22 protein-coding genes are annotated in these 19389 nt (G+C 72.9%); 7 read left to right on the forward strand and 15 right to left on the reverse strand.

Annotated features, from left to right (window positions below; all coding sequences use genetic code 11):
* Window positions 1–5 precede the first annotated feature (5 nt).
* Complete coding sequence (locus tag DEJ22_RS15215) at window positions 6–944, forward strand: aldo/keto reductase (protein ID WP_111227312.1); 939 nt, start codon at window positions 6–8, stop codon at window positions 942–944.
* Between the two features lie 54 nt (window positions 945–998).
* Here DEJ22_RS15215 and DEJ22_RS15220 read toward each other — a convergent pair whose 3' ends face one another.
* Genes DEJ22_RS15220 through DEJ22_RS15240 form a run of 5 tightly spaced genes read right to left on the reverse strand, consistent with a single transcriptional unit; the run spans window position 999 to window position 5874 of the window.
* On the reverse strand, window positions 999–1199 hold the full coding sequence (locus DEJ22_RS15220; protein ID WP_146241764.1) for a hypothetical protein: 201 nt from the start codon (window positions 1197–1199) through the stop codon (window positions 999–1001).
* A gap of 57 nt (window positions 1200–1256) precedes the next feature.
* Window positions 1257–1481, reverse strand: a complete 225-nt coding sequence (locus DEJ22_RS15225; protein ID WP_146241763.1) for a hypothetical protein — start codon at window positions 1479–1481, stop codon at window positions 1257–1259.
* A 53-nt stretch (window positions 1482–1534) separates the two neighbouring features.
* Window positions 1535–3241: a serine/threonine-protein kinase gene (locus DEJ22_RS15230; protein WP_111227309.1), complete on the reverse strand. Its 1707-nt coding sequence runs from the start codon at window positions 3239–3241 to the stop codon at window positions 1535–1537.
* Window positions 3242–3251: 10 nt separating this feature from the next.
* Window positions 3252–4136: a phosphatase PAP2 family protein gene (locus DEJ22_RS15235; protein WP_111227308.1), complete on the reverse strand. Its 885-nt coding sequence runs from the start codon at window positions 4134–4136 to the stop codon at window positions 3252–3254.
* Between the two features lie 52 nt (window positions 4137–4188).
* A complete protein-coding gene (locus DEJ22_RS15240; protein ID WP_111227307.1) occupies window positions 4189–5874 on the reverse strand; it encodes a bifunctional 3'-5' exonuclease/DNA polymerase in 1686 nt (561 codons plus the stop codon).
* An 89-nt stretch (window positions 5875–5963) separates the two neighbouring features.
* Between DEJ22_RS15240 and DEJ22_RS15245 the strand changes: the two genes are divergently transcribed.
* The 3 genes from DEJ22_RS15245 to DEJ22_RS15255 are packed head-to-tail and all read left to right on the forward strand — an operon-like array spanning window position 5964 to window position 8853.
* A complete protein-coding gene (locus DEJ22_RS15245; RefSeq protein WP_181430825.1) occupies window positions 5964–7031 on the forward strand; it encodes an ABC transporter substrate-binding protein in 1068 nt (355 codons plus the stop codon).
* On the forward strand, window positions 7028–8092 hold the full coding sequence (locus DEJ22_RS15250) for a FecCD family ABC transporter permease (protein WP_111227306.1): 1065 nt from the start codon (window positions 7028–7030) through the stop codon (window positions 8090–8092). The genes DEJ22_RS15245 and DEJ22_RS15250 overlap by 4 nt, the downstream gene beginning before the upstream one ends.
* Window positions 8089–8853, forward strand: coding sequence for an ABC transporter ATP-binding protein (locus tag DEJ22_RS15255; protein WP_111227305.1), 765 nt, complete (start codon window positions 8089–8091; stop codon window positions 8851–8853). The genes DEJ22_RS15250 and DEJ22_RS15255 overlap by 4 nt, the downstream gene beginning before the upstream one ends.
* Before the next feature lie 28 nt (window positions 8854–8881).
* Here the strand turns inward: DEJ22_RS15255 and DEJ22_RS15260 are convergent, their stop codons facing one another.
* A complete protein-coding gene (locus DEJ22_RS15260; protein WP_111227304.1) occupies window positions 8882–9130 on the reverse strand; it encodes a hypothetical protein in 249 nt (82 codons plus the stop codon).
* Between the two features lie 101 nt (window positions 9131–9231).
* Here DEJ22_RS15260 and DEJ22_RS15265 point away from each other — a divergent pair, with 101 nt between their 5' ends.
* Window positions 9232–9453: a hypothetical protein gene (locus tag DEJ22_RS15265; RefSeq protein WP_146241762.1), complete on the forward strand. Its 222-nt coding sequence runs from the start codon at window positions 9232–9234 to the stop codon at window positions 9451–9453.
* A gap of 18 nt (window positions 9454–9471) precedes the next feature.
* Here DEJ22_RS15265 and DEJ22_RS15270 read toward each other — a convergent pair whose 3' ends face one another.
* Window positions 9472–10845: an L-serine ammonia-lyase gene (locus DEJ22_RS15270; protein ID WP_111227443.1), complete on the reverse strand. Its 1374-nt coding sequence runs from the start codon at window positions 10843–10845 to the stop codon at window positions 9472–9474.
* An 87-nt stretch (window positions 10846–10932) separates the two neighbouring features.
* On the opposite strand from DEJ22_RS15270, the gene DEJ22_RS15275 reads away from it, so the two are divergent.
* On the forward strand, window positions 10933–11751 hold the full coding sequence (locus tag DEJ22_RS15275) for a shikimate 5-dehydrogenase (protein WP_111227302.1): 819 nt from the start codon (window positions 10933–10935) through the stop codon (window positions 11749–11751).
* 52 nt (window positions 11752–11803) lie between these two features.
* On the opposite strand, the gene DEJ22_RS15280 is transcribed toward DEJ22_RS15275, so the two are convergent.
* The 3 genes from DEJ22_RS15280 to DEJ22_RS15290 are packed head-to-tail and all read right to left on the reverse strand — an operon-like array spanning window position 11804 to window position 14419.
* Entirely contained in the window at window positions 11804–12247 is a 444-nt protein-coding gene (locus DEJ22_RS15280) for an SRPBCC family protein (RefSeq protein WP_111227301.1), read from the reverse strand.
* 3 nt (window positions 12248–12250) lie between these two features.
* On the reverse strand, window positions 12251–13696 hold the full coding sequence (locus tag DEJ22_RS15285) for a phytoene desaturase family protein (protein WP_111227300.1): 1446 nt from the start codon (window positions 13694–13696) through the stop codon (window positions 12251–12253).
* 36 nt (window positions 13697–13732) lie between these two features.
* Window positions 13733–14419 (reverse strand): hypothetical protein, encoded by a 687-nt coding sequence (locus tag DEJ22_RS15290; protein ID WP_111227299.1) that lies wholly within the window; start codon window positions 14417–14419, stop codon window positions 13733–13735.
* Window positions 14420–14519: 100 nt separating this feature from the next.
* Here DEJ22_RS15290 and DEJ22_RS15295 point away from each other — a divergent pair, with 100 nt between their 5' ends.
* Window positions 14520–14795 carry a hypothetical protein gene (locus DEJ22_RS15295; RefSeq protein WP_111227298.1) on the forward strand — a complete coding sequence of 92 codons (276 nt, stop codon included), beginning with the start codon at window positions 14520–14522 and terminating at the stop codon, window positions 14793–14795.
* 18 nt (window positions 14796–14813) lie between these two features.
* Here the strand turns inward: DEJ22_RS15295 and DEJ22_RS15300 are convergent, their stop codons facing one another.
* From DEJ22_RS15300 to DEJ22_RS15320, 5 genes are all read right to left on the reverse strand, one after another.
* Window positions 14814–15341 carry a GNAT family N-acetyltransferase gene (locus DEJ22_RS15300; protein WP_181430823.1) on the reverse strand — a complete coding sequence of 176 codons (528 nt, stop codon included), beginning with the start codon at window positions 15339–15341 and terminating at the stop codon, window positions 14814–14816.
* A 134-nt stretch (window positions 15342–15475) separates the two neighbouring features.
* The gene (locus DEJ22_RS15305) at window positions 15476–16492 is read right to left on the reverse strand and encodes a glycine betaine ABC transporter substrate-binding protein (RefSeq protein WP_111227296.1); all 1017 of its coding nucleotides are present in this window, start codon (window positions 16490–16492) and stop codon (window positions 15476–15478) included.
* Complete coding sequence (locus tag DEJ22_RS15310; RefSeq protein WP_111227295.1) at window positions 16492–17283, reverse strand: ABC transporter permease; 792 nt, start codon at window positions 17281–17283, stop codon at window positions 16492–16494. The genes DEJ22_RS15305 and DEJ22_RS15310 overlap by 1 nt, the downstream gene beginning before the upstream one ends.
* Entirely contained in the window at window positions 17280–18557 is a 1278-nt protein-coding gene (locus DEJ22_RS15315; protein ID WP_111227294.1) for an ABC transporter ATP-binding protein, read from the reverse strand. The genes DEJ22_RS15310 and DEJ22_RS15315 overlap by 4 nt, the downstream gene beginning before the upstream one ends.
* Window positions 18544–19191 (reverse strand): ABC transporter permease, encoded by a 648-nt coding sequence (locus DEJ22_RS15320; RefSeq protein WP_111227293.1) that lies wholly within the window; start codon window positions 19189–19191, stop codon window positions 18544–18546. The genes DEJ22_RS15315 and DEJ22_RS15320 overlap by 14 nt, the downstream gene beginning before the upstream one ends.
* Window positions 19192–19389 lie beyond the last annotated feature (198 nt).

A 19389-nucleotide genomic window follows, 5' to 3' on the forward strand; every position in this document is an offset into this window, starting at 1 on the left:
AGCGCGTGAAGACACTGGAGTTGCCACAGACCGACCTCACCGCGTCCGACGTCGTCGTCGGCCTCATGCGGATCAACGACATGAGCGACGAGGACATCCGCGAGCTCTACGCCGCATCACGCGACGCGGGCGTCACGATGTTCGACCACGCCGCCGTGTACGGCGTCTGGCACGGGTGCGAGCAGCGGTTCGGTTCTGCCGTCACCCTGTCGCCGTCCGAGCGCGCCGAGATCCAGCTGCAGACCAAGGTCGGCATCCGCCCGACGCCGCACGGCGCGTACTTCGACTTCTCGTACGACCACATCATCGAGTCCGTGCACGAGTCCCTCGAGGCGCTGCGGACCGACTACGTGGACGTGCTGCTCCTGCACCGGCCCGACGCCCTCGTGGAACCCGAGGAGGTCGCCCGGGCGTTCGACGAGCTGCACGCCGCAGGGAAGGTGCACCACTTCGGGGTCTCGAACCACACCCCCGGTCAGGTCGAGCTGCTCAAGAAGTCGGTGCGGCAGCCGCTCGCCTTCAACCAGGTGCAGCTGAGCATCACCCACGCCAACGTCATCACCCAGGGACTGACGGCGAACATGGCCGGACTCGACCAGTCGATCGACCGCGACAACGACATCCTCAACCACGCGCGTCTGAACGACGTGACGCTGCAGGCCTGGTCCCCGTTCCAGAAGGGCTTCTTCGACGGCGTCTTCCTCGGCGACCGCGAGCAGTACGCCGAGCTGAACGACGTGCTCGAGGAGCTCGCATCGGCGCACGGCGTCACCCCGACGGGCATCGCCGTCGCCTGGATCACCCGGCACCCCGCGCACTTCCAGGTCGTCCTGGGCACGACCAACCCGCAGCGCGTGCGGGACTCGGCCGCCGGGTCCGACGTCGAGCTCTCGCGCGAGGAGTGGTACCGCGTCCTGACCGCGGCGGGGCACACCGTCCCCTGACCGCGGACGGAGCAGCCGAGGGGACCGGCCCCCGCCCGCCCCGGCGGGCGGGGGCTACTCGGCGGTCGGGGCGCTCGGCACGTGGACGTCGACGGGCGATACCCGGGTCGGGTCCGACGAGGCACCTCCGACCACGTCGAACGAGATGCCGAGCTCGGCGGCGGTCTCCTCGTCGAGCGCGAGCCCGTCCTCGCTGACCTGGTCCTCTGGGATGGCGCGACCCTTCGACGGGTCCCACGCGTTCGCGAACGACATGCGCACGAGCATGCCGCCCGCGGCTGGCAGCCCGGTGTCAGCCGTCGGTGGTCAGCGTCAGAGGTCGTCGGGGTGCAGACGGTCGCCCGCCTGCGGTCGGCGGAAGACGGGGCCGCCGCCCGCCTCGTCCTCGTCCTCGTGGGAGACCGGCGAGGTGCTCGGGTCGACCGAGTCGGGGCCGACGTCGGCGCCGCGGTCCTCCTCGATCTCGACCTCGGTCTCGTCGCTCCCGTCCACGGGGACGTCGGCGCCGGACTGCTGGGGATCGAACGGTGTGCTCATCGACATGACCCGAGCGTGCTCCCGTCGGGTGAACGCGCGGTCAACGCTGTCCGTCAGCCGCGACCGGGGCCCTTCGCCGGTCCTTCCGTCAGGGAACCGACCGTGGTGTCGACCGTCGTGTCCGTTGTGCCGGCTCCCTTGCCCTTGCCGCTGTTGCTGCCGGGACCGTTGCCGTTGCCGTTGCCGTTGCCGCCCTGGGGCGCCTCGACCGGGTTCGAGGCGGGCCCGCCCGGCTGGGGTCCGACGCTCGGATCGTCGGCGGGCTGGCTCGGCTCCTCCGCGGGCTGGCTCGGCTCCTGCGCCGGCTCGCTCGGCTGCTGCTCCTGGCTCGGCTCCTGCGCGGGCTCGCTGGGCTCCTCCGCGGGCTCGCTCGGCTGCTGCTCCGTCTCGCCGGACTGCTCGTCGGTCGGGGTGGACGGTTCGCTCGTCCCGGTCGGCGCCGGCGTCTCGTCGCCGCGGTCCAGGGCGAACAGCGCGACACCGATCCCGGCGAGGACGAGGAGTGCGACGACCACCGCCGCGATGATCGGCCCGCGACGGCGCTTCGACTCGTCGGTGTCCGCTCCGGCTCGGCCGGCACCGCCCGCGCCGCGTGCTGCGGCGCCACCCGCCGCAGCCCCGCCGATGGCGGCGCCACCACCGGCAGCGGCCCCCGCGGCTCCGCCGCCACGCTGCGCGCCGAGGACCGTCGTCGCGACGTCGTCCTGCCCGCCCGACCCTGCACCGGGCTGGGCGAACGGGGCGGTCCGGTCGTACGCACGCGTCGCGGCGTCCGCGCCGTCGTCGGAGTCCGCTGCCGTCGGCATCGCCTGGGTCGCCTGGTCGGCGTGGGCCGCGTCGGGTCCGCCGGCACCGAGCGCCGCACCCGCGACACCGGCCGCCGCACCCGCGGCACCACCCGCCGCGCGGGTCAGCGAGCCCGGGCTGCCGGGCAGCAGCTGCGTCGCGGGGGCGGTGCCGTCACGTTCGAGCGCACGGAGGCGTCGCGCGGCCTCGGCAGCCGTCGGCCGCTCGCCCGGGTCCTGCGCGGTCATGACGTGCAGGAGCGTCCGCCACGCGGTGGGCAGGTGCTGGTCGATCTCGGGGTCCCGCGTGAGCCGTGCCGTGGCGGACTCGACGGCGCTGCCGGGGAACGGTCGCTCGCCGGTCAGGCACTGCAGCAGCACGAGCCCGAGGGCGTAGACGTCCGCCTGGCCGGTGACCTCGCGGCCGAGGACCTGTTCCGGGGAGATGTAGGCGGCGGTGCCGATGACGGTGCCGGTACCGGTCACGCGCGCGGCGTCACGCAGCAGGGCGATGCCGAAGTCGGCGAGCTTGACGTGTTCGCCGTCGCTCTCGAGCAGCACGTTCGCCGGCTTCACGTCGCGGTGCACGATGCCCTGCGCGTGCACGGCCGCGAGCCCCTCGGCCACCTGGGCACCGACGCGCGCGGTCGTGGTGGTGTCGAGCGGTCCCTCGCGCAGGCGGGTGTCGAGGTCGCTGCCCGGCACGAGTTCCATGACGAGGTACGAATCACCGTCGACGTCGTCGAGCGCGGCGTCGTACAGGGTCACGAGCGACGGGCTGCGGAGCGCGGCGAGGGTGTGGATCTCGGCCTCTGCCCGGGCGCGCTCGCCGTTGTCGACGGCGCCGATCCGGAAGACCTTGACGGCGACCTCGCGGCCGAGCTGCTCGTCGACGGCGCGGTAGACCGATGCCATGCCACCGTGTCCGAGCGTGCCGGTGACGCGGTACCTGCCGCCGAAGACCCGATCTGCCATGCCGGTGAACCTACCGTGACGACCTGACCGGGCGTGCCGGGTCGGCACCGCGACGGACCGGTTCGGCGCCGCGGTGCAGCGCCGTCAGGTAGAGCCGGTGCGCCGTGACCACGAGCGCGAGCCACGCCAGTCCGAGGGCCCACGCGGCGAGCACGTCGGTCGTCCAGTGGTGCCCGAGGAACACCCGCGAGACGCCGATCGACAGCACGAACAGCGTGCCGACCACGATCGTCCAGACCCGGGTGACGGTGCCCGACTGGCGGAGGATGAGCAGGTAGACGATGGTGCCGACGACCACGGTGGCGTTGAGCGTGTGACCGGACGGGAACGACGGCGAGTGCTCGTACGGCAGCACCGCGTCGGACAGCGGCGGACGGGCCCGTCCGATCAGGTCCTTGCCGGCGATCGTCATGAGCAGCGATCCGCCGCTCGCGGCGACGAGCAGCACGAGCGGCGTCCAGGCGCGACGCTGCACCGTGAAGCCGATCAGGAAGCAGACGGCGACGATCGGCATCCCGATCGTGCCGGCGATGTCGGTCCACCAGGTGACCGCCCGGTCGGCGAATGGTGAGCGCAGGGTGAGCATCCAGTCCAGGACGGGGCGGTCGAGCACGGCGACGTCGTCGGACGCCCGCACGGCGTCGTACACCTCGGACGCCGCCCAGGTCGCGGTCGCGGCGATCCCGACGCCGACGAGCAGGGTCAGGACGAGCAGCGGGAGCGCACCGTAGCGCCGGCCCAGCGCCGCCCAGCCCTCGGCGACCGTGTGGCCGGCCCGTGACCGCCACGAGGTGAGGTCGAGGTCACCGACGTGGCGGTCCTCCGCCACCGCCGACCGTTCAGCGCGGTCGACCCGCTCGGCCGCCGCGGGCTCCTCGTCGTGGTGTCGCTCCATCGACCCACCCTGCCCGGTCGACGCTGCGAGCGCCCGGACCGTGCGGACGGGCTCAGTCCTTCGCGGCCCCGTAGTCGTGCACCGTGGACACGGTCAGCGGGAACACCACGGGGAAGTCGCGGAACAGCAGCCGTCCGGCGTCGGCCGCCGCCGCCCGCACCTGCTCGGCGACGAACGCCGCGTGCTCCACCGGCGTGTGCACCACGATCTCGTCGTGCACGAAGAACACCAGGTGCGGTCCGTCCGTCACCGGCCCGGGGAACCGTGCGGCCAGCCGCGTGCGCAGCGACCCCATCCACGCCAGCGCCCACTCGGCGGCCGTCCCCTGGACGACGAAGTTCCGCGTGAAGCGTCCCCAGCTCCGGGCCTGCGCCTCGACCGCCCGCTGCTGCGCCGGGGTGCCGTCCACCGACCACGCGCGGTTGCGGGCGGCGGACCAGGTCTCGTCGGGGACCGGCGACGTCCGCCCGAGCAGGGTCGTGACGGGTTCCCCGCGCTCCCCCGCACGAGCGGCGCGGTCGACCAGCCCGAGCGCCGCCGGGAACGCCCGTGCCAGGCGTGGCACGAGCCGCCCGGCGTCACCCTGCGTGGCGCCGTACATCGCGCCGAGCATCGCGCCCTTCGCCTGCTGCCGGGTCTCCACGGCGCCGGAGGCCACCACGCCGTCGTACAGGTCGCGCCCGTCGCCCGCGGTGGCCATCGCCCGGTCCCCCGCCATCGCGGCGAGGACCCGCGGTTCGAGCTGCGCCGCGTCCGCCACCACGAAGGCCCACCCGTCGTCGGCGACCACCGCACTGCGGACCGTCTTCGGCAGCTGCATGGCACCGCCGCCGTCGGCCGCCCACCGCCCGGTCACGACGCCACCGACGACGTACTTCGGGTGGAACCGCCCGTCCTGCACCCACTCGTCGAGCCAGGCCCAACCGTTCGCGGTGAGCAGCCGGGAGCGCTGCTTGTACTCGAGGAGCGGGGCGATGACGGGGTGCTCGATCTCCCGCAGCTCCCACTTGCGTGTCGACGACACCATGAGTCCGGCTGCTCGGAGCGACCGCAGGACGTCGGCGGGCGAGTCCGGGTTGAGCCCGGGGTCGCCGAGGTGTGCGCGGATCTCCACGGCGAGCTCCTCGAGCCGGCGGGGTCGGACCCCGGCCGGGACGCGCGGGCCGAGGGCCTCCTCGAGCAACCGCTCGTGCACGTCCGCGCGCCAGGGCAGCCCGGCGTGCAGGATCTCGGCGGCGACGAGTGCTCCCGCGGACTCCGCGGTCGTCAGCAGGCGCAGCGCCCCCGGCGTCGTCGAGGTGGCGATCGCGTCGAGCTGTCGGCGGAACTCCTCGACGGGGTCGGCGACGTCGTCGACGGGCGCGACGGCGAACAGTGCGTCGTCGAACAGCCGGGCCTGCGTCGGTCGGGTGGGGCGGGCCTCCTGGCCGGGTCCGTCCCAGGCGTCCGGCGGGGCGGCGGCGAGCGCCGAACCTCGGCTGGCGAGCGCCCCGCGCAGGATGCGGCGGCAGAGCCGCAGGTCGGTGCAGCGGCCGACGCGGCCACCGGCCGCGAGGACGGCCGGGTACCACCGGGCGGTGTCGTCCCACACCCAGCGCACGTCCGGTCCATCGTGCGCGGCGACGAAGGCCGGGAGGCGCGGCTCGTCCAGGCGGGTCGGGTCGCCCAGCGGCTCCCCCGCGTCGGTCAGGGGCGTCGCGGTGACGCCGCCGTCGACGCGGTGGAGGACGAGGTGCACCCGACGATCATGCCGTGCACCACCGTCGGCGGGGCCACGGCCGGTGCGTGACGCGTCACCCGTGTTCGACTTAGGTTAGCCTTCCCTTCGTGCCGTTCCCGCTCTCCCCGCTCCGTCGTCGATCGACCCTCGCCGGCGGGCTCGCCGCAGCCCTGCTCGTCGTCCTGACCGGCTGTGGTGCGTCCGAGGCCGTCCCGCAGGCGTCGGACGGGCCTCCCGCGGGCGAGGGCACCACGACCTACCCGGTCACCCTGCAGAACTGCGGCCACGAGGTGACCGTCGACGAGGCTCCACGTCGGATCGTGTCGCTCGACCAGAACTCGACCGAGATCCTGCTCTCCCTCGGGCTCGCCGACCGCATGGTGGGCACGGCGTCGTGGACGGATCCGGTCCTGCCGCGTCTGGCCGCCGACGCCGAGCGCGTGCCGCGGCTGTCGGACGACGCCCCGAGCTACGAGGTCCTGCTCGGCGCGCGGCCCGACTTCGTCACGGCCTCGTTCGGGCGGCACTACGGGCAGGGCGGTGTGGCCACCCGCGAGCGGCTCGCGGAGACCGGCACCGGTTCGTACCTGTCACCGACGGACTGCGACGGCGACGTCAGCATCAACGGCGGCGGCAAGCGGACGAACGCCCTGACCGTGGACGCGCTGTACCAGGAGATCCACGAGCTCGCGACGCTCTTCGACGTGCAGAGCCGCGGTGACGCGCTCGTCGCCGACCTGCGCGAGCGGGCTGCGGCGGCGACCGGCTCCACCGACTTCGGCGGGCAGCGCGCGTTCTTCTGGTTCGCCGACACCAAGACCCCGTACGTCGCCGGCGGGCTCGGATCCGCTGCGCTCCTCGCCGAGCAGACCGGACTCCGCAACGTGTTCGCGACCTCGCGTGACGACTGGCCGGCGGTCGGGTGGGAGCAGGTCGTCGCAGCGGACCCCGAGGTGATCGTCCTCGGCGACCTGCAGCGTGACCGGTTCCCCGGTGACCGGCTCGCCGACAAGGTCGCGTTCCTCGAGCACGACCCGCTGACGAAGGACCTCGACGCGGTCCGGCACCACCGGTTCGTCGCGTTGCACGGCGCGGAGCTCAACCCGTCCATCCGGTTCGTCGACGGCCTCGAGAAGCTGGCGGACTGGCGCGCCGAGCACGGGGACGACTCGTGAGCCTCGTCGCGCGCAGGGTCCCCTGGCGTGGCACGACACGCGTCGGGCGCGGTGTCGCGATCGCCTCGGCCGTGGCGCTCGGCGTCCTCGCCGTCACCCTGTCCATCGGGGCGGCGTCGACACTCGGACCCGCCGACGTCTCCCTCGTCAACGTGCGCGACGTCCTGCTCAACCACCTCGCGTCCGCGCAGATCCCCGTGACGGTCACCGACGATGCGATCGTGTGGCAGGAACGACTCCCCCGCGCGCTCGTCGCAGCGGCATGTGGGGCCGGTCTCGGGCTGTGCGGCGTCGTGCTGCAGGCGATGCTCCGCAACCCACTGGCCGACCCGTTCGTCCTCGGTGTCTCGTCCGGTGCCTCCACCGGCGCGGTGCTGGTCGGCGTGCTCGGCATCGGGGGTGGCACGCTCGGCTTGTCGTCCGGCGCGTTCGTGGGCGCACTCGTCGCGTTCGCGTTCGTGATGCTGCTGACGCGGTACACCTCGAGCGGCCCGCAGGGGATCGTCCTCGCGGGCGTCGCGAGCACCCACCTCTTCTCCGCCGTGACGTCACTCGTCGTCTTCGCCTTCGCGGACGCCGACGCGACCCGGGGGGTCATGTTCTGGCTGCTCGGCTCCCTCGAGGGCATGCGGTGGCCGCAGGTCTGGCTCGCCGTCGTCACGGTGGCCGCCGGAGCCGTCGTCACGCTCGGCGCTGCCCGGACCCTCGACGCCTTCGCGTTCGGGGACGACGTCGCTGCGTCGCTCGGCGTGCACGTGCAGCGCACCCGGGTGCTCCTGCTCGTCGCCACCGCCCTGCTCACCGCGGTCCTCGTGAGCATCGCCGGTGCCGTGGGCTTCGTCGGGCTCGTCCTGCCGCACGCCGCTCGGTTGCTCGTCGGGGAACGCCACGCACGGGTGGTCCCGGTCACGATCGTCCTCGGCGCCCTGTTCATGACGTGGGTGGACACGTTCTCGCGGGTCGCGTTCCAGCCCACCGCGCTCCCGGTCGGCGTCGGCACGGCGATCGTCGGGGTGCCGGCGTTCGTCGCGCTCCTGGTCCACCGGCGGTCGCGCTCGTGACCGTCACCGCTCGCGACGTCGGCTGGAGCCGTGGCGGCCGCCTGGTCGTCGACGGGGTCTCGCTGCGGCCGGCCCCCGGCACCACCGTCGGGCTGCTCGGACCGAACGGGTCCGGGAAGTCCTCGTTGATCCGGCTCCTGCAGGGCGCGGCGCGACCGGACACCGGTGCCGTGGAACTCGACGGCGTGCCGCTCGCGACGCAGTCCCGGCGGACGGTCGCCCGTCGGATCGCAACGGTCACCCAGCACGCGGAGACGGACGCCGCGCTCACCGTGCGCGACGTCGTGGAGCTCGGGCGCATCCCGCACCGCACCGTGCTCGGCGGCGACCGGACGCGCGACGCCGACGCGGTCGACGGGGCGCTCCGGCAGGTCGGACTCTCCGACCGGGCCGACGCGTCGTGGCACCGGCTCTCCGGCGGCGAGCGGCAGCGCGCGCAGATCGCCCGAGCGCTGGCGCAGGAGCCGACCGAGCTCCTCATGGACGAACCGACCAACCACCTCGACATCAAGCACCAGCTCGAACTCCTCCGGCTGGTGGCCGAGCTCCCGGTGACGACGGTCGTGGCGCTCCACGACCTGAACCTCGCAGCTGCGTACTGCGACACGGTCCTGGTGCTCGCCGCGGGGCGGGCCGTCGCGGCCGGGAGCCCGGAGGACGTGCTGACCGAGGACCTCGTCGCGGACGTCTACGGCGTGCGAGCCCGACGGACGACGCGTCCGGACACCGGCCGCGTCGCGCTGCTCTTCGACCCGTTCTGACCGCCGACCCGTTCACCGGCGGGAGCGGTCAGTGGTCCCGGTGCGGGTCCTGCGCCTCGTCGGTCCGGGGGTCGGTACCGCCCGCGTCCCCGGGACGGACGGCGGCGGAGTCGGCGACGTCGATCCGGACGTCACCGTCCTCGCCCTCGGACACCTCGACCCTGGGGTCGGCGTCGTGCTCGTCCGAGCCGGACATCCGGCGGAACGTGTCCTGCCGACGCTCCTCGAAGGACATGTCGACCCCGTCGTCGAGCTGGTCGTGGTCGGTCTCGCTCATGGCCCCGACGGTACCCGCGAGGTCCTCACAGCACCCGGCGGAGCAGCTGAGACCTGCTCGCCGATTCGTGCGCGAAGTGGACAACCGCCATGATGTCCCGCATGGCAACGGAACACGCAGGAGCACCGCGGTGGCGATCGGTGGCGCCGGACGACGTCCCGATGCACGCCGTCGTGCGCTACGAGGACCGCGGTCGGCTCGTCTCGGGGACGGCGGTCGACGTGCTCGACGCGCACGGCCGTCCATCCCTCGTCGTCCGCGCCGAGGACGGGCAGCACCACGTGGCACCGCGGGCGATCCCGCTCGAGATGCAGGTCGGCTGACCGGTCCTCGCGTCCCGCTCAGCAGAGCGGGACGTTGACCGCCAGACCGCCCATCGCGGTCTCCTTGTACTTCGAGGACATGTCGGCGCCCGTCTGCCGCATGGTCTCGACGACCTGGTCGAGCGAGACGTGGTGCACGCCGTCGCCCCGGAGCGCCATGCGGGCGGCGTTGATCGCCTTGTTCGCGGCGATCGCGTTGCGTTCGATGCAGGGGATCTGCACCAGGCCGCCGATCGGGTCGCAGGTCAGGCCGAGGTTGTGCTCCATGGCGATCTCGGCGGCGTTCTCGACCTGCTCGGGCGTCCCGCCGAGGACCTCGGCGAGCCCGGCCGCGGCCATCGACGCCGCGGAGCCGACCTCGCCCTGGCAGCCGACCTCGGCGCCGGAGATCGACGCGCGCTCCTTGTAGATCGAGCCGATCGCCCCGGCGGTGAGCAGGAACCGGACCACGGCGTCGTCGCGGTCCTCCGGCGCGACCTCGGAGACGTACGTCAGCGCGTAGAAGAGCACGGCGGGGATGATCCCGGCGGCACCGTTGGTCGGCGCGGTCACGACGCGTCCCCCGGTGGCGTTCTCCTCGTTGACCGCCATCGCGGTGAGGTTCACCCACTCCATCGCGAAGAGCGGGTCGTGGTGCGGGTCGTCGCGGGTGAGCTGCTCGTGCCAGTCCGCGGCCCGACGTCGGACCGTCAGTCCCCCGGGCAACGTGCCGGTGCGGCGGATGCTGCGGTCGACGCTCTCCCGCATGACCGCGTGCACGTGCAGGAGCCCGGCGCGGACCGCGTCCTCGCTCCGGGTGGCGGTCTCGTTCGCCATCGCGATGCCGCTCACGGGCAGTCCGGCGGCGGCGCACGACGCCAGGAGCTCGGCGCCGCTGGAGAACGGGTACGGGACGGCGTCGTCGACGGGGATCGCGGCCTCGGCCACCACGCCCTCGGTGTCGGTCGTGACGAAGCCGCCACCGATCGAGTAGTAGGTCTCCTCGGCGAGGACCGAGCCGGACGCGTCGGTCGCGCGCAGCCGCATCGCGTTCGGGTGCCGAGGGAGCATGGTGAGCGGGTGCAGGACGATGTCGTCCTGCCGGAAGGGCACGGTGGAACCACCCGCGAGCCGCAGCGCGCCGGTCCGCTCGAGCTCGTCGAGCGAGGCCGCCATCGCGTCCGGGTCGACGGTCTCGGGGTCGGAACCCATCAGCCCCGCGAGGACCGCACCGAGTGTGCCGTGCCCCTGCCCGGTGGACGCCAGTGATCCGTACAGGTGGACGTCGATCCCGGTGACGGGAGCCCCGGCGAGTCCGGCGGCGAAGGCCGCGCCGGCACGCATCGGCCCGACGGTGTGGGAACTCGACGGGCCGATCCCGACGCTGAACAGATCGAAGACGGAGACCGGCACCACGCCACACTAACCCGTCCGGACGGCGCGGCTCAGTGGAGGCCGATGTGGACCGCTCCATCGGCGAGGGCGTGGGAGACTCGTGCCATGCCCATCCTCAACAAGGACATGCAGGTCTGCATCTCGCTCGCGGCACGGCCGAGCAACATCGGCACGCGCTTCCACAACTTCCTGTACGACGAGCTCGGGCTGAACTTCGCGTACAAGGCGTTCACGACGACCGACCTGCCCGGAGCCGTTACCGGCATCCGCGCACTGGGGATCCGGGGCTGCTCGGTGTCGATGCCCTTCAAGGAGGCGATCATCCCCCTCGTCGACGTCGTCGAGGACTCCGCCGCCGCGATCCAGTCGATCAACACCGTGGTGAACGACGACGGCGTGCTCACCGCCTCGAACACCGACTACGAGGCCGTCGCCGCCCTGCTCGACACCCACCGGGTCGACCCGTCCGCCCGGGTCGTGCTCCGCGGCTCCGGCGGCATGGCGAAGGCGGTGACCGCGGCCTTCCGCGGCGCCGGGTTCGACCGGCTCACCGTCGTCGCGCGCAACACGGGGAGCGGTCCCGCACTCGCCGAGCAGTACGGCTTCGACTGGGTCGCCACCGAGCAGGAGGCACCGGAGGCCGACGTCCTGGTGAACGTCACCCCGCTCGGCATGCGCGGCGCGGACGAGGACGCACTCGCCTTCGAGCAGGACCGCATCGATGCCGCGTCCACGGTGTTCGACGTCGTCGCGTTCCCCTCCGAGACGCCGCTCGTGCGGGCCGGTCGGGCCGCCGGGAAGCGCGTCCTCACCGGGGCCGAGGTCATCGCCCTGCAGGCAGCGCGGCAGTTCGAGCGCTACACCGGCGTCGGCCTGACCGACGACCAGGTCCGACGCGCGAGCGAGTTCAGCCGCGCGGAGTGACCCCTGACCCTCCGGAGGATCGTGGCGGCGCCGCCACGATCCTCCAGACCGTCTAGTGGGTGCCCGCTCGGCCCTCCGCCACCCAGCGGAGCCGCCGGATGCTCTCGTTGTTGCGGATCCAGATGCCGGGCTGCGCGACGAAGCCGGGGACGAGCGATCCCGGTCCCCGCACGGGGTTCTCCCGGAGGGTCACGCGGCACCCGCGCGGGTGCGGCTCCACCTCGACCTCGACCCGGGCCTCGCCGACGGGCCAGCCCTTCGCCTGGATGACGAGCCGACGGGGCTCGTCCAGCTCGAGCGCGGTCGTCGTGTCGTTGATGAGGAACGGCCAGATGCCGAACGAGTGGTGCAGCTCGGTACCCACGGCGGGCCACCCCGGGTCCTGGCCGCGCATGCGCGAGGCGCCGACGACCCAGGTCGGGTAGAGCCAGCCGTCGCGGAGCACGTCGAAGACGGCCTCCGGGCTGCAGTGCATGATGCGGACGTTCTTGGCCACGGTTCAGTCCTCCGGTGCGAGATCGACGTGCTCGGACAGGCCGAAGGTGTGCGTCAGCGCGCTGCGGGCCGCGTGCCAGCCCGCCATGCCGTGCACACCCGGGCCGGGCGCGGACGCCTCCGAGCACAGGTACATGCCGCCGCCCATCCGCCACGGGTCGGACGACAGGACGGGCCGCTTGACGAGCTGCCAGAAGCTCGCGGCCCCGGCGGCGATGTCGCCGCCGACGTAGTTCGGGTTGTACTCCCCCATCTGCACGGCCGTGCGGCTGCTCGACTGCAGGATCGTGTCGCGGAACCCGGGGGCGAAGCGCTCGATCTGCCGCACGACCGCGTCCGTCGGGTCGACGTCCGAACCGGCCGGCACGTGCGCGTAGGCCCAGAAGACGTGCTTGCCCCGCGGCGCGCGGCCCGGGTCGACCACGGTCGGCTCGGAACCGAGCACGTAGGGACGCTCGGCGTGCTGCCCGCGCGCGACCGCCCGCTCGGCCTCGGCGATCTCGGCCCGGGTGCCGCCGATGTGCACGGTGCCGGCCTTCCGCAGCTCGGCGTTCGTCCACGGCACCGGGTCGGACAGCGCGAAGTCGACCTTCGCCGCCGCGTTGCCGAACCGGAAGCGGCGCAGTGCGCCCCGCTTCGGGGTGGGGATCTGCTTCCCGGCGATCTGCAGCATGCCCGGCACGCTCGTGTCGAACAGCACCGCCTTCGCCGGGGTGAGGTCACCGAGGGAACGGACCTCGCGACCGGTCTCGATCGTGCCGCCGTGCGCGACCAGGTCGGCGGCGAGCGCGTCGACGATCGCCTGGCTGCCCCCGATCGGCACCGGCCAGCCGCGGGCGTGCGCGTACGAGCCGAGCGACAGGGCCGCCGCGGCGGTCGACAACGACGGCATGTGCTGGATCGAGTGCGCCGCGACACCGGACACCATCGCCGGCGCGACCTCGTCACGGAACCGGGCGTTCCAGGCCGCACTGCCCTGCTCGAGCGCGCGGAGCCCGAAGCGCAGCACGGTGAGCGGGTGCCGCGGGACGTGCAGGAGCGCGTCGGTGGCGAAGTCGGCGACCTGGTCGGCGTGCGCGGAGAGGGGCCGCATCAGGTTCCGGAACGCCGGGCCGTCGATCCCGATGGCCTCCGCGGTGCGCTCGAGGTCCCGGTAGGCGATGCCGGCGCGGCCACGGTCGAGCGGGTGGCCGTACTGCACCTCGGGCAGCCGGAGCTCGATCCGTTCCTCCATGCGGAACAGCCGGAAGAACTCGGACTGCAGCGCCATCGGGTGCACGGCGGAGCAGACGTCGTGGTGGAAGCCGGGCAGCGTCAGCTGTGCCGTACGCGCACCGCCGCCGATCGTGTCGTTCCGCTCGACGACCTCGACCGACAGACCGGCCCGCGCGAGCGTCACCGCTGCCGCGAGCCCGTTCGGTCCGGCACCGACGACCACCGCATCCACCATGTGCACGAGCCTAGGGACCGGCACCCCCGCAGGCGGTCAGGGGCGAGCGGTGTCCGGGTCGGCGGGGTCGGTGCCGTCCTCGGGGCCGTCGCCCTCGTCCGGTTCGTCGGCGTCGGCAGGCGTCGTGACCGGGGCCTCGGCGCCCGCCGGGTGCTCGGCGAGCAGCGCGGCGAAGTCCTCGTCGAGCATCTGCTGCAGGCGTTCGTCGCGCCCGATCTCGTAGTCCTCGGTGGGACGCTGCGCCCATCCCAGCCGCCCGACGACGGTCGTCCCGATGTCGTCCCAGGCTCGGGCCCGGGCCTGCAGCACGATGCCGTCGACGAAGCCCTGGTCGTCGCGACGCCGGTCGAGCATCGTGGCGAGCTGCTCGTACGTCGCCTCGCGCGTGCGGAGCTTGAGGTCGTCACCGCGCTTGTAGTCGTGCTGGTGCCGCGAGCGCCCCCGCTGCTTGCTCGACGTCGCCCGGATCTCCCGCATGCGGGCGGCGTCGCCGCGCTGCTCCTCCGCCATGCGGTGCAGTTCCTGGCGCGTGGCGTCGGCGATCACGGCGTGGTCGAAGTACCCCTGGTCGCGCAGCGCGTTGGTGATGATCCGGTTCGCGACCGCGACCGTCACCGCTGCCTTCGCGATGAGGAAGCCCTCGTCGACCGCCCGCTTCAGCTCCACCTGGCTCACGGGGCGGTCGCGCACGTCGTGCTTGTTGCGTCGTCCGAACAGGGCCATGCTCCGACGATACCGGCGTCCGACCGTCCGTCTGCAGGAGGACCCCGGGTCACGCCCCGGAGGGACGCCCTCGGCGCGCCGAGCCCGTAGCGTCGAGTGCATGACCACCGTGCAGCCCACCCCTCGGACCGGTCTCGGCACCGCGAGCCTCGTGCTCGGGATCTGCTCGCTGCTCGCCGGTTGGACGTTCTTCGCGCCGGTCGTCGGCCTGTGCCTCGGGATCGCCTCCCGCGGCCGCGAGCCCGCGGCACGCGGCCGGGCGGGGTGGGGCATCCTCCTCAACCTGGTGGCGCTGGCGGTCTGGGTCCTGGTCGGTGCGCTGTTCGTGGTCGGCGGCGCGGCTGCGGTCTGGACGGGCGTGACGCAGGGCCGCTGACGCCGCGGCGACCACCCGTCAGCCCACCAGGCCGTACACAGCCACGTCCACGCGTCGGGGTCCGAGCGGCAGCGCTGCGCGCAGCGTGCCCTCGTGCCGGAAGCCGAGCCGCTCCGCGAGCCCGCGACTCCGCACGTTGTCGACCCCGGTCCGGATCTCGACGCGGGCGCTCCCCCGTTCCCACGCGACGTCCACGAGGGCGGTGGCCGCGCGGCGGACGATCCCCCGGCCCTCGTGCTCCGCGTCGATCCAGTAGCCGAGGGACGCCTGCCCCAGGTAGGCGTCGAGCGCGAGGGACGCGCACCCCACCACCCGGTCGTCGGCGCGGATGACGCACGGCACGGAACGGTCCATCGCGTACTGCGCGAGGAGCTGCTCGGTGTGCAGCACGAGCGACTCACGCGAGACCGACGCCCACGCCCACGGCTCGGCCGCGCGGAGTCGTCCGAGGTTGCGCTGGACGAGGGCGTGCACAGCGTCGACGGTGCTCAGGTCGCGCAGGGTGAGCGTGCACCCGTCGCCGAGGTCCCGTCCCGAAGCCGTCACGCATCCGACACTATGCACGCAACCGTGCCGCCGTCCGCCGCAGCAGGGCGCACCGGCCCGGTCCCGCGTGTCGTGACGGACGGGAGGCGCGGTACCCACCGGCACCGCGCCTCCCGTCCGCCCGTCGGCTCCGCTCAGGGTGCCGTGATGAAGCCCTCGTCGACCATCCACTCGAAGGCCACGTCGGCGGGCTCGCGCCCCTCGACGTCCACCTGGCGGTTGAGCTCCTGCAGCACCTCGTCGGTGAGTGCCGGCGAGATCTGGTCGTACACGTCGCGGAGCTGCGGGTACTCCTCGAGCGTCTCCGAGTCGATCACCGGGGCGACGTTGTACGCGGGGAAGAACCCGCGGTCGTCCTCGAGCACGCTCAACCCGAGCGACTTGATGCGGCCGTCGGTGGTGAAGACCTCGCCGAAGTTGCACTTGCCGCGGTCGGTCGCCGTGTAGACGGTGCCGGTGTCGAGGATGCTGACGTTCGACGTCGGCACGGCGTTCTCCCCCGAACCGCCGAGCTCGAGCCCGTACTTCTCCAGCATCGGCTTGAAGCCGTCGGCGCGCGAGTTGAACTCCGACTCGACACAGAACGTGCGCTGGTCCACCGGCAGCTTCGTGATGTCGGAGAGCGTCTGCACGTCGTCCAGCTCGGACACGGCCTCCTCGCGCACGGCGAAGGCGTACGTGTTGTTCATCGGCGCGGGCTCGAGCCAGGTCAGGCCGTTGCCGGCGTCCTCGTCGCGGACCGCCTGCCACTGCTCGGTCTTGTCCGGGATCCCCTGCTCGTGCGCCATGAAGGTCAGCCAGGCGGTCCCCGTGTACTCGTACGTGAAGTCGGCGGCGTGCGACGTCATGAGCTCGCGGACGGCGACCGACCCCGGCACGTTCGTCTCGTCCGTGACGTCGAAGCCCGCGGCCTTCGCGGCGAGGACGGCGATCTTCCCGAGCACGAGCTGCTCGGTGAAGTTCTTCGACGTGACGGTCAGGTGCGCGTCGTCGGGCAGGTCGTCGATCCGCTCGATGGAACCGGGCGCGGCCCCCGGCACGAAGGACGCCGCCGGCTGGAGGCCGCAACCGCTCAGGACGAGGGCGCTCGCCCCCGCGACGGCGGCCGCAGCGACGACACGGCGCCGGGTGGACGGACGGGAGGCACGCATCAGCGGAGTCCCTTCGGTCGTGCGACGGTCTCGACCACGCGGCCGATCCAGTCGATGGTCAGGGCGAGGAGCGCCACCAGGAGGGCGCCGGACACGAGCACCTTCGGCAGGAACAGGTTCACGCCCGTGGTGATGAGGAGGCCGAGGCCGCCCGCACCGACGAAGGTCGCCAGGCTGGCGGTGCCCACGAGCAGCACCAGCGCGGTCCGGATGCCGGACAGCATGACCGGCACGGCCAGGGGCAGCTCGACCTTCAGCAGCACGCTGAGGGCGCTCATGCCCATGCCCCGCCCGGCCTCGACCAGGCGGCTGTCGACGCTCTGCACGCCGAGCATGGTGTTCCGCAGGACCGGCAGGATCGCGTACAGCACGAGCGCGACGACGGCGGACCAGCTGTTCAGCCCGAGCCACGCCGCGAGCAGCACGATGAGCCCGACCGCGGGCGCCGCCTGGCCGAAGTTGGCGACGGCGATGACGGTGGTGCTCGCCCGCCGGAACGGGCCGCGGGTGAGCAGGATCCCGAGCGGGATGCCGATCACGAGCACGAGCACGGTGGCCTGGAGCGTCAGGACGAGGTGCTGCCCGGTGAGCTCGAGGATCCCCGACGGGTTCAGGGTCGAGCGCTCGGTGGCGGAGAGGTCGGCGGTGTTCAGCCAGACGACCCAGGCGGCGAGGACCACCAGGATCGCGATCGGCTGGACGAGCAGGCCCTTCCACGGGGTGCGCTGCGCGGTGCCCGGGCCGGCTGCGGCGGGGGCGGGCGCGGGGGCGTCGGTCGCGACGGCGGTCACAGGTCCTCCCCGGACGTGGCGACCGTCGGGGTCGCGGGCGACGACGGCAGCGTCTCGATCGGGTTCGTGTTCGTCCCGACCGGAGCGTGCGCGAGGCCCGTCGCGGCCGCGGCGCGCGACCGCGTGATCGCGTCCATGACCGTCTCGACGGTGATGACCCCGCGGAACGCCTCGCCACGGCCGGTCACGAGGGCGGCGCCGGCACTCGAGACGAGCATGGTGTCGAGCGCGTCGTTCAGCGTCGCGGCCTCACCGACGACGGGCAGGTCCGGGTCGGTGCCCTCGGCCACCCGGGTCAGGCGCTCGAGCTGTCGTCGCGACGGCCACTGCACGGGGCGCTGGCGGCGGTCGACGACCACGGCGTGCTGGTGCCCGCCGGCCTCGTCCATGCGCTGCAGCACGGCCCGGGTCTCCTCGCCCGCGGAGCACGTCACGGCCGGGGCGAGTTCGACGTCGCGCACGCGGTTGAGCGTCAGCTGCTTGAGGCCGGCGCCCGAGCCGATGAAGTTCTCGACGAACTCGTTGGCCGGTTCCGCCAGGATCCGCTCCGGGGTGTCGTACTGCACGATGTGCGCGCCCTCGGTGAAGATCACGATCCAGTCGCCGAGCTTCACGGCCTCGTCGAAGTCGTGCGTGACGATGACGATCGTCTTGTGCAGCTCCTCCTGGATCCGCAGGAGCTCGTCCTGCAGCCGCTGGCGGGTGATCGGGTCGACGGCGCCGAACGGCTCGTCCATGAGCAGGACGGGCGGGTCCGCGGCGAGCGCTCGGGCGACACCGACGCGCTGCTGCTGCCCACCGGAGAGCTCGCGGGGGAAGCGGTCGCGGTAGGTGTCCGGGTCGAGCGACACCAGGTCGAGGAGCTCGTCGACGCGAGCGGCGATCTTCTCCTTCGACCAGCCGAGCATCTTCGGCACGATCGCGATGTTCGCCGCGACCGTCATGTGCGGGAAGAGCCCGCCGGCCTGGATCACGTAGCCCATGCGGCGACGGAGCTCGTCACCGTCGATGCCGGTGACGTCCTCGTCGCCGACGACGATGCGCCCCTCGGTCGGCTCGATGAGCCGGTTGATCATCTTCAGCGTGGTGGTCTTGCCGCAGCCGGACGGGCCGACGAGCATGACGACCTTGCCGGCCGGGATCTCGAGGGTGATGCCGTCGACGGCGGGCTTCTGCTGGCCCGGGTACCGCTTGGTGACCTCGTCGAGCAGGATGCTGCGGCCGGTGACGTCGCCCTGGGGGGCGGTGATGGTGGCGTGGTCAGTGCTGGACACGGATACCTCTCGGGGTGGTCAGGCGGCCGAGGCCGATGAGGAGCAGGTCGAGGACGAACGCGAGCAGGACGACCCCGACCACGCCGACGACGACGGAGTTCAGGGCGTTCGCGCCGCCGAGCCGGGACAGCCCGGAGAAGATGAAACCGCCGAGCCCCGGGCCGAGCGCGTACGCGGCGATCGCGGCGATGCCCATCACCATCTGCGCCGACACCCGGACACCGCTGAGGATGATCGGCCACGCCATCGGGAGCTCGACCTGCAGGAGCGTGCGCATCCGGCTCATGCCGATCCCCCGCGCCGACTCGACGACGGTCGGCGGGATCTCGGCGAGTCCGACCACCGCGTTCCGCAGGATCGGCAGGGTGGCGAAGAACACGACCGTGACGACGGACGGCACGACACCGAAGCCGAGCGGCACGATCAGCAGGCCGATCACGGCGAACGACGGCAGCGTCAGCCCGATGGCGGACACCCCGTTCGCGATCGAGGTCAGCAGCGGACTGCGGTAGACGAGTGCGGCGAGCACCACGGCGATGAGCGTGGCGAGCACGGTGCACTGGACCACCAGTGACAGGTGCTGCCACGACGAGAACCAGATCTGGTCCCATCGCTCCACGACGTACTGGAACACGGCTGGGGCGCTCCTCCCTGGTCGGCCGAACGCCCCACAGATCGGGGCTCGAACCTCACCGACCGTACGCAGGAGCACTGCGCGTGGCGAACTCGATGCACACGGATCATCCGTTTCCTGCGGATCCCGTCAGCCGGAAACCCCCGGTCAGGGATGCAGTACGGCCGCTCACCTGGGAGAACGGTAACGATACCGAGC

This window comes from Curtobacterium sp. MCSS17_007, from assembly GCF_003234175.2.
Taxonomy (GTDB): Bacteria; Actinomycetota; Actinomycetes; order Actinomycetales; family Microbacteriaceae; genus Curtobacterium.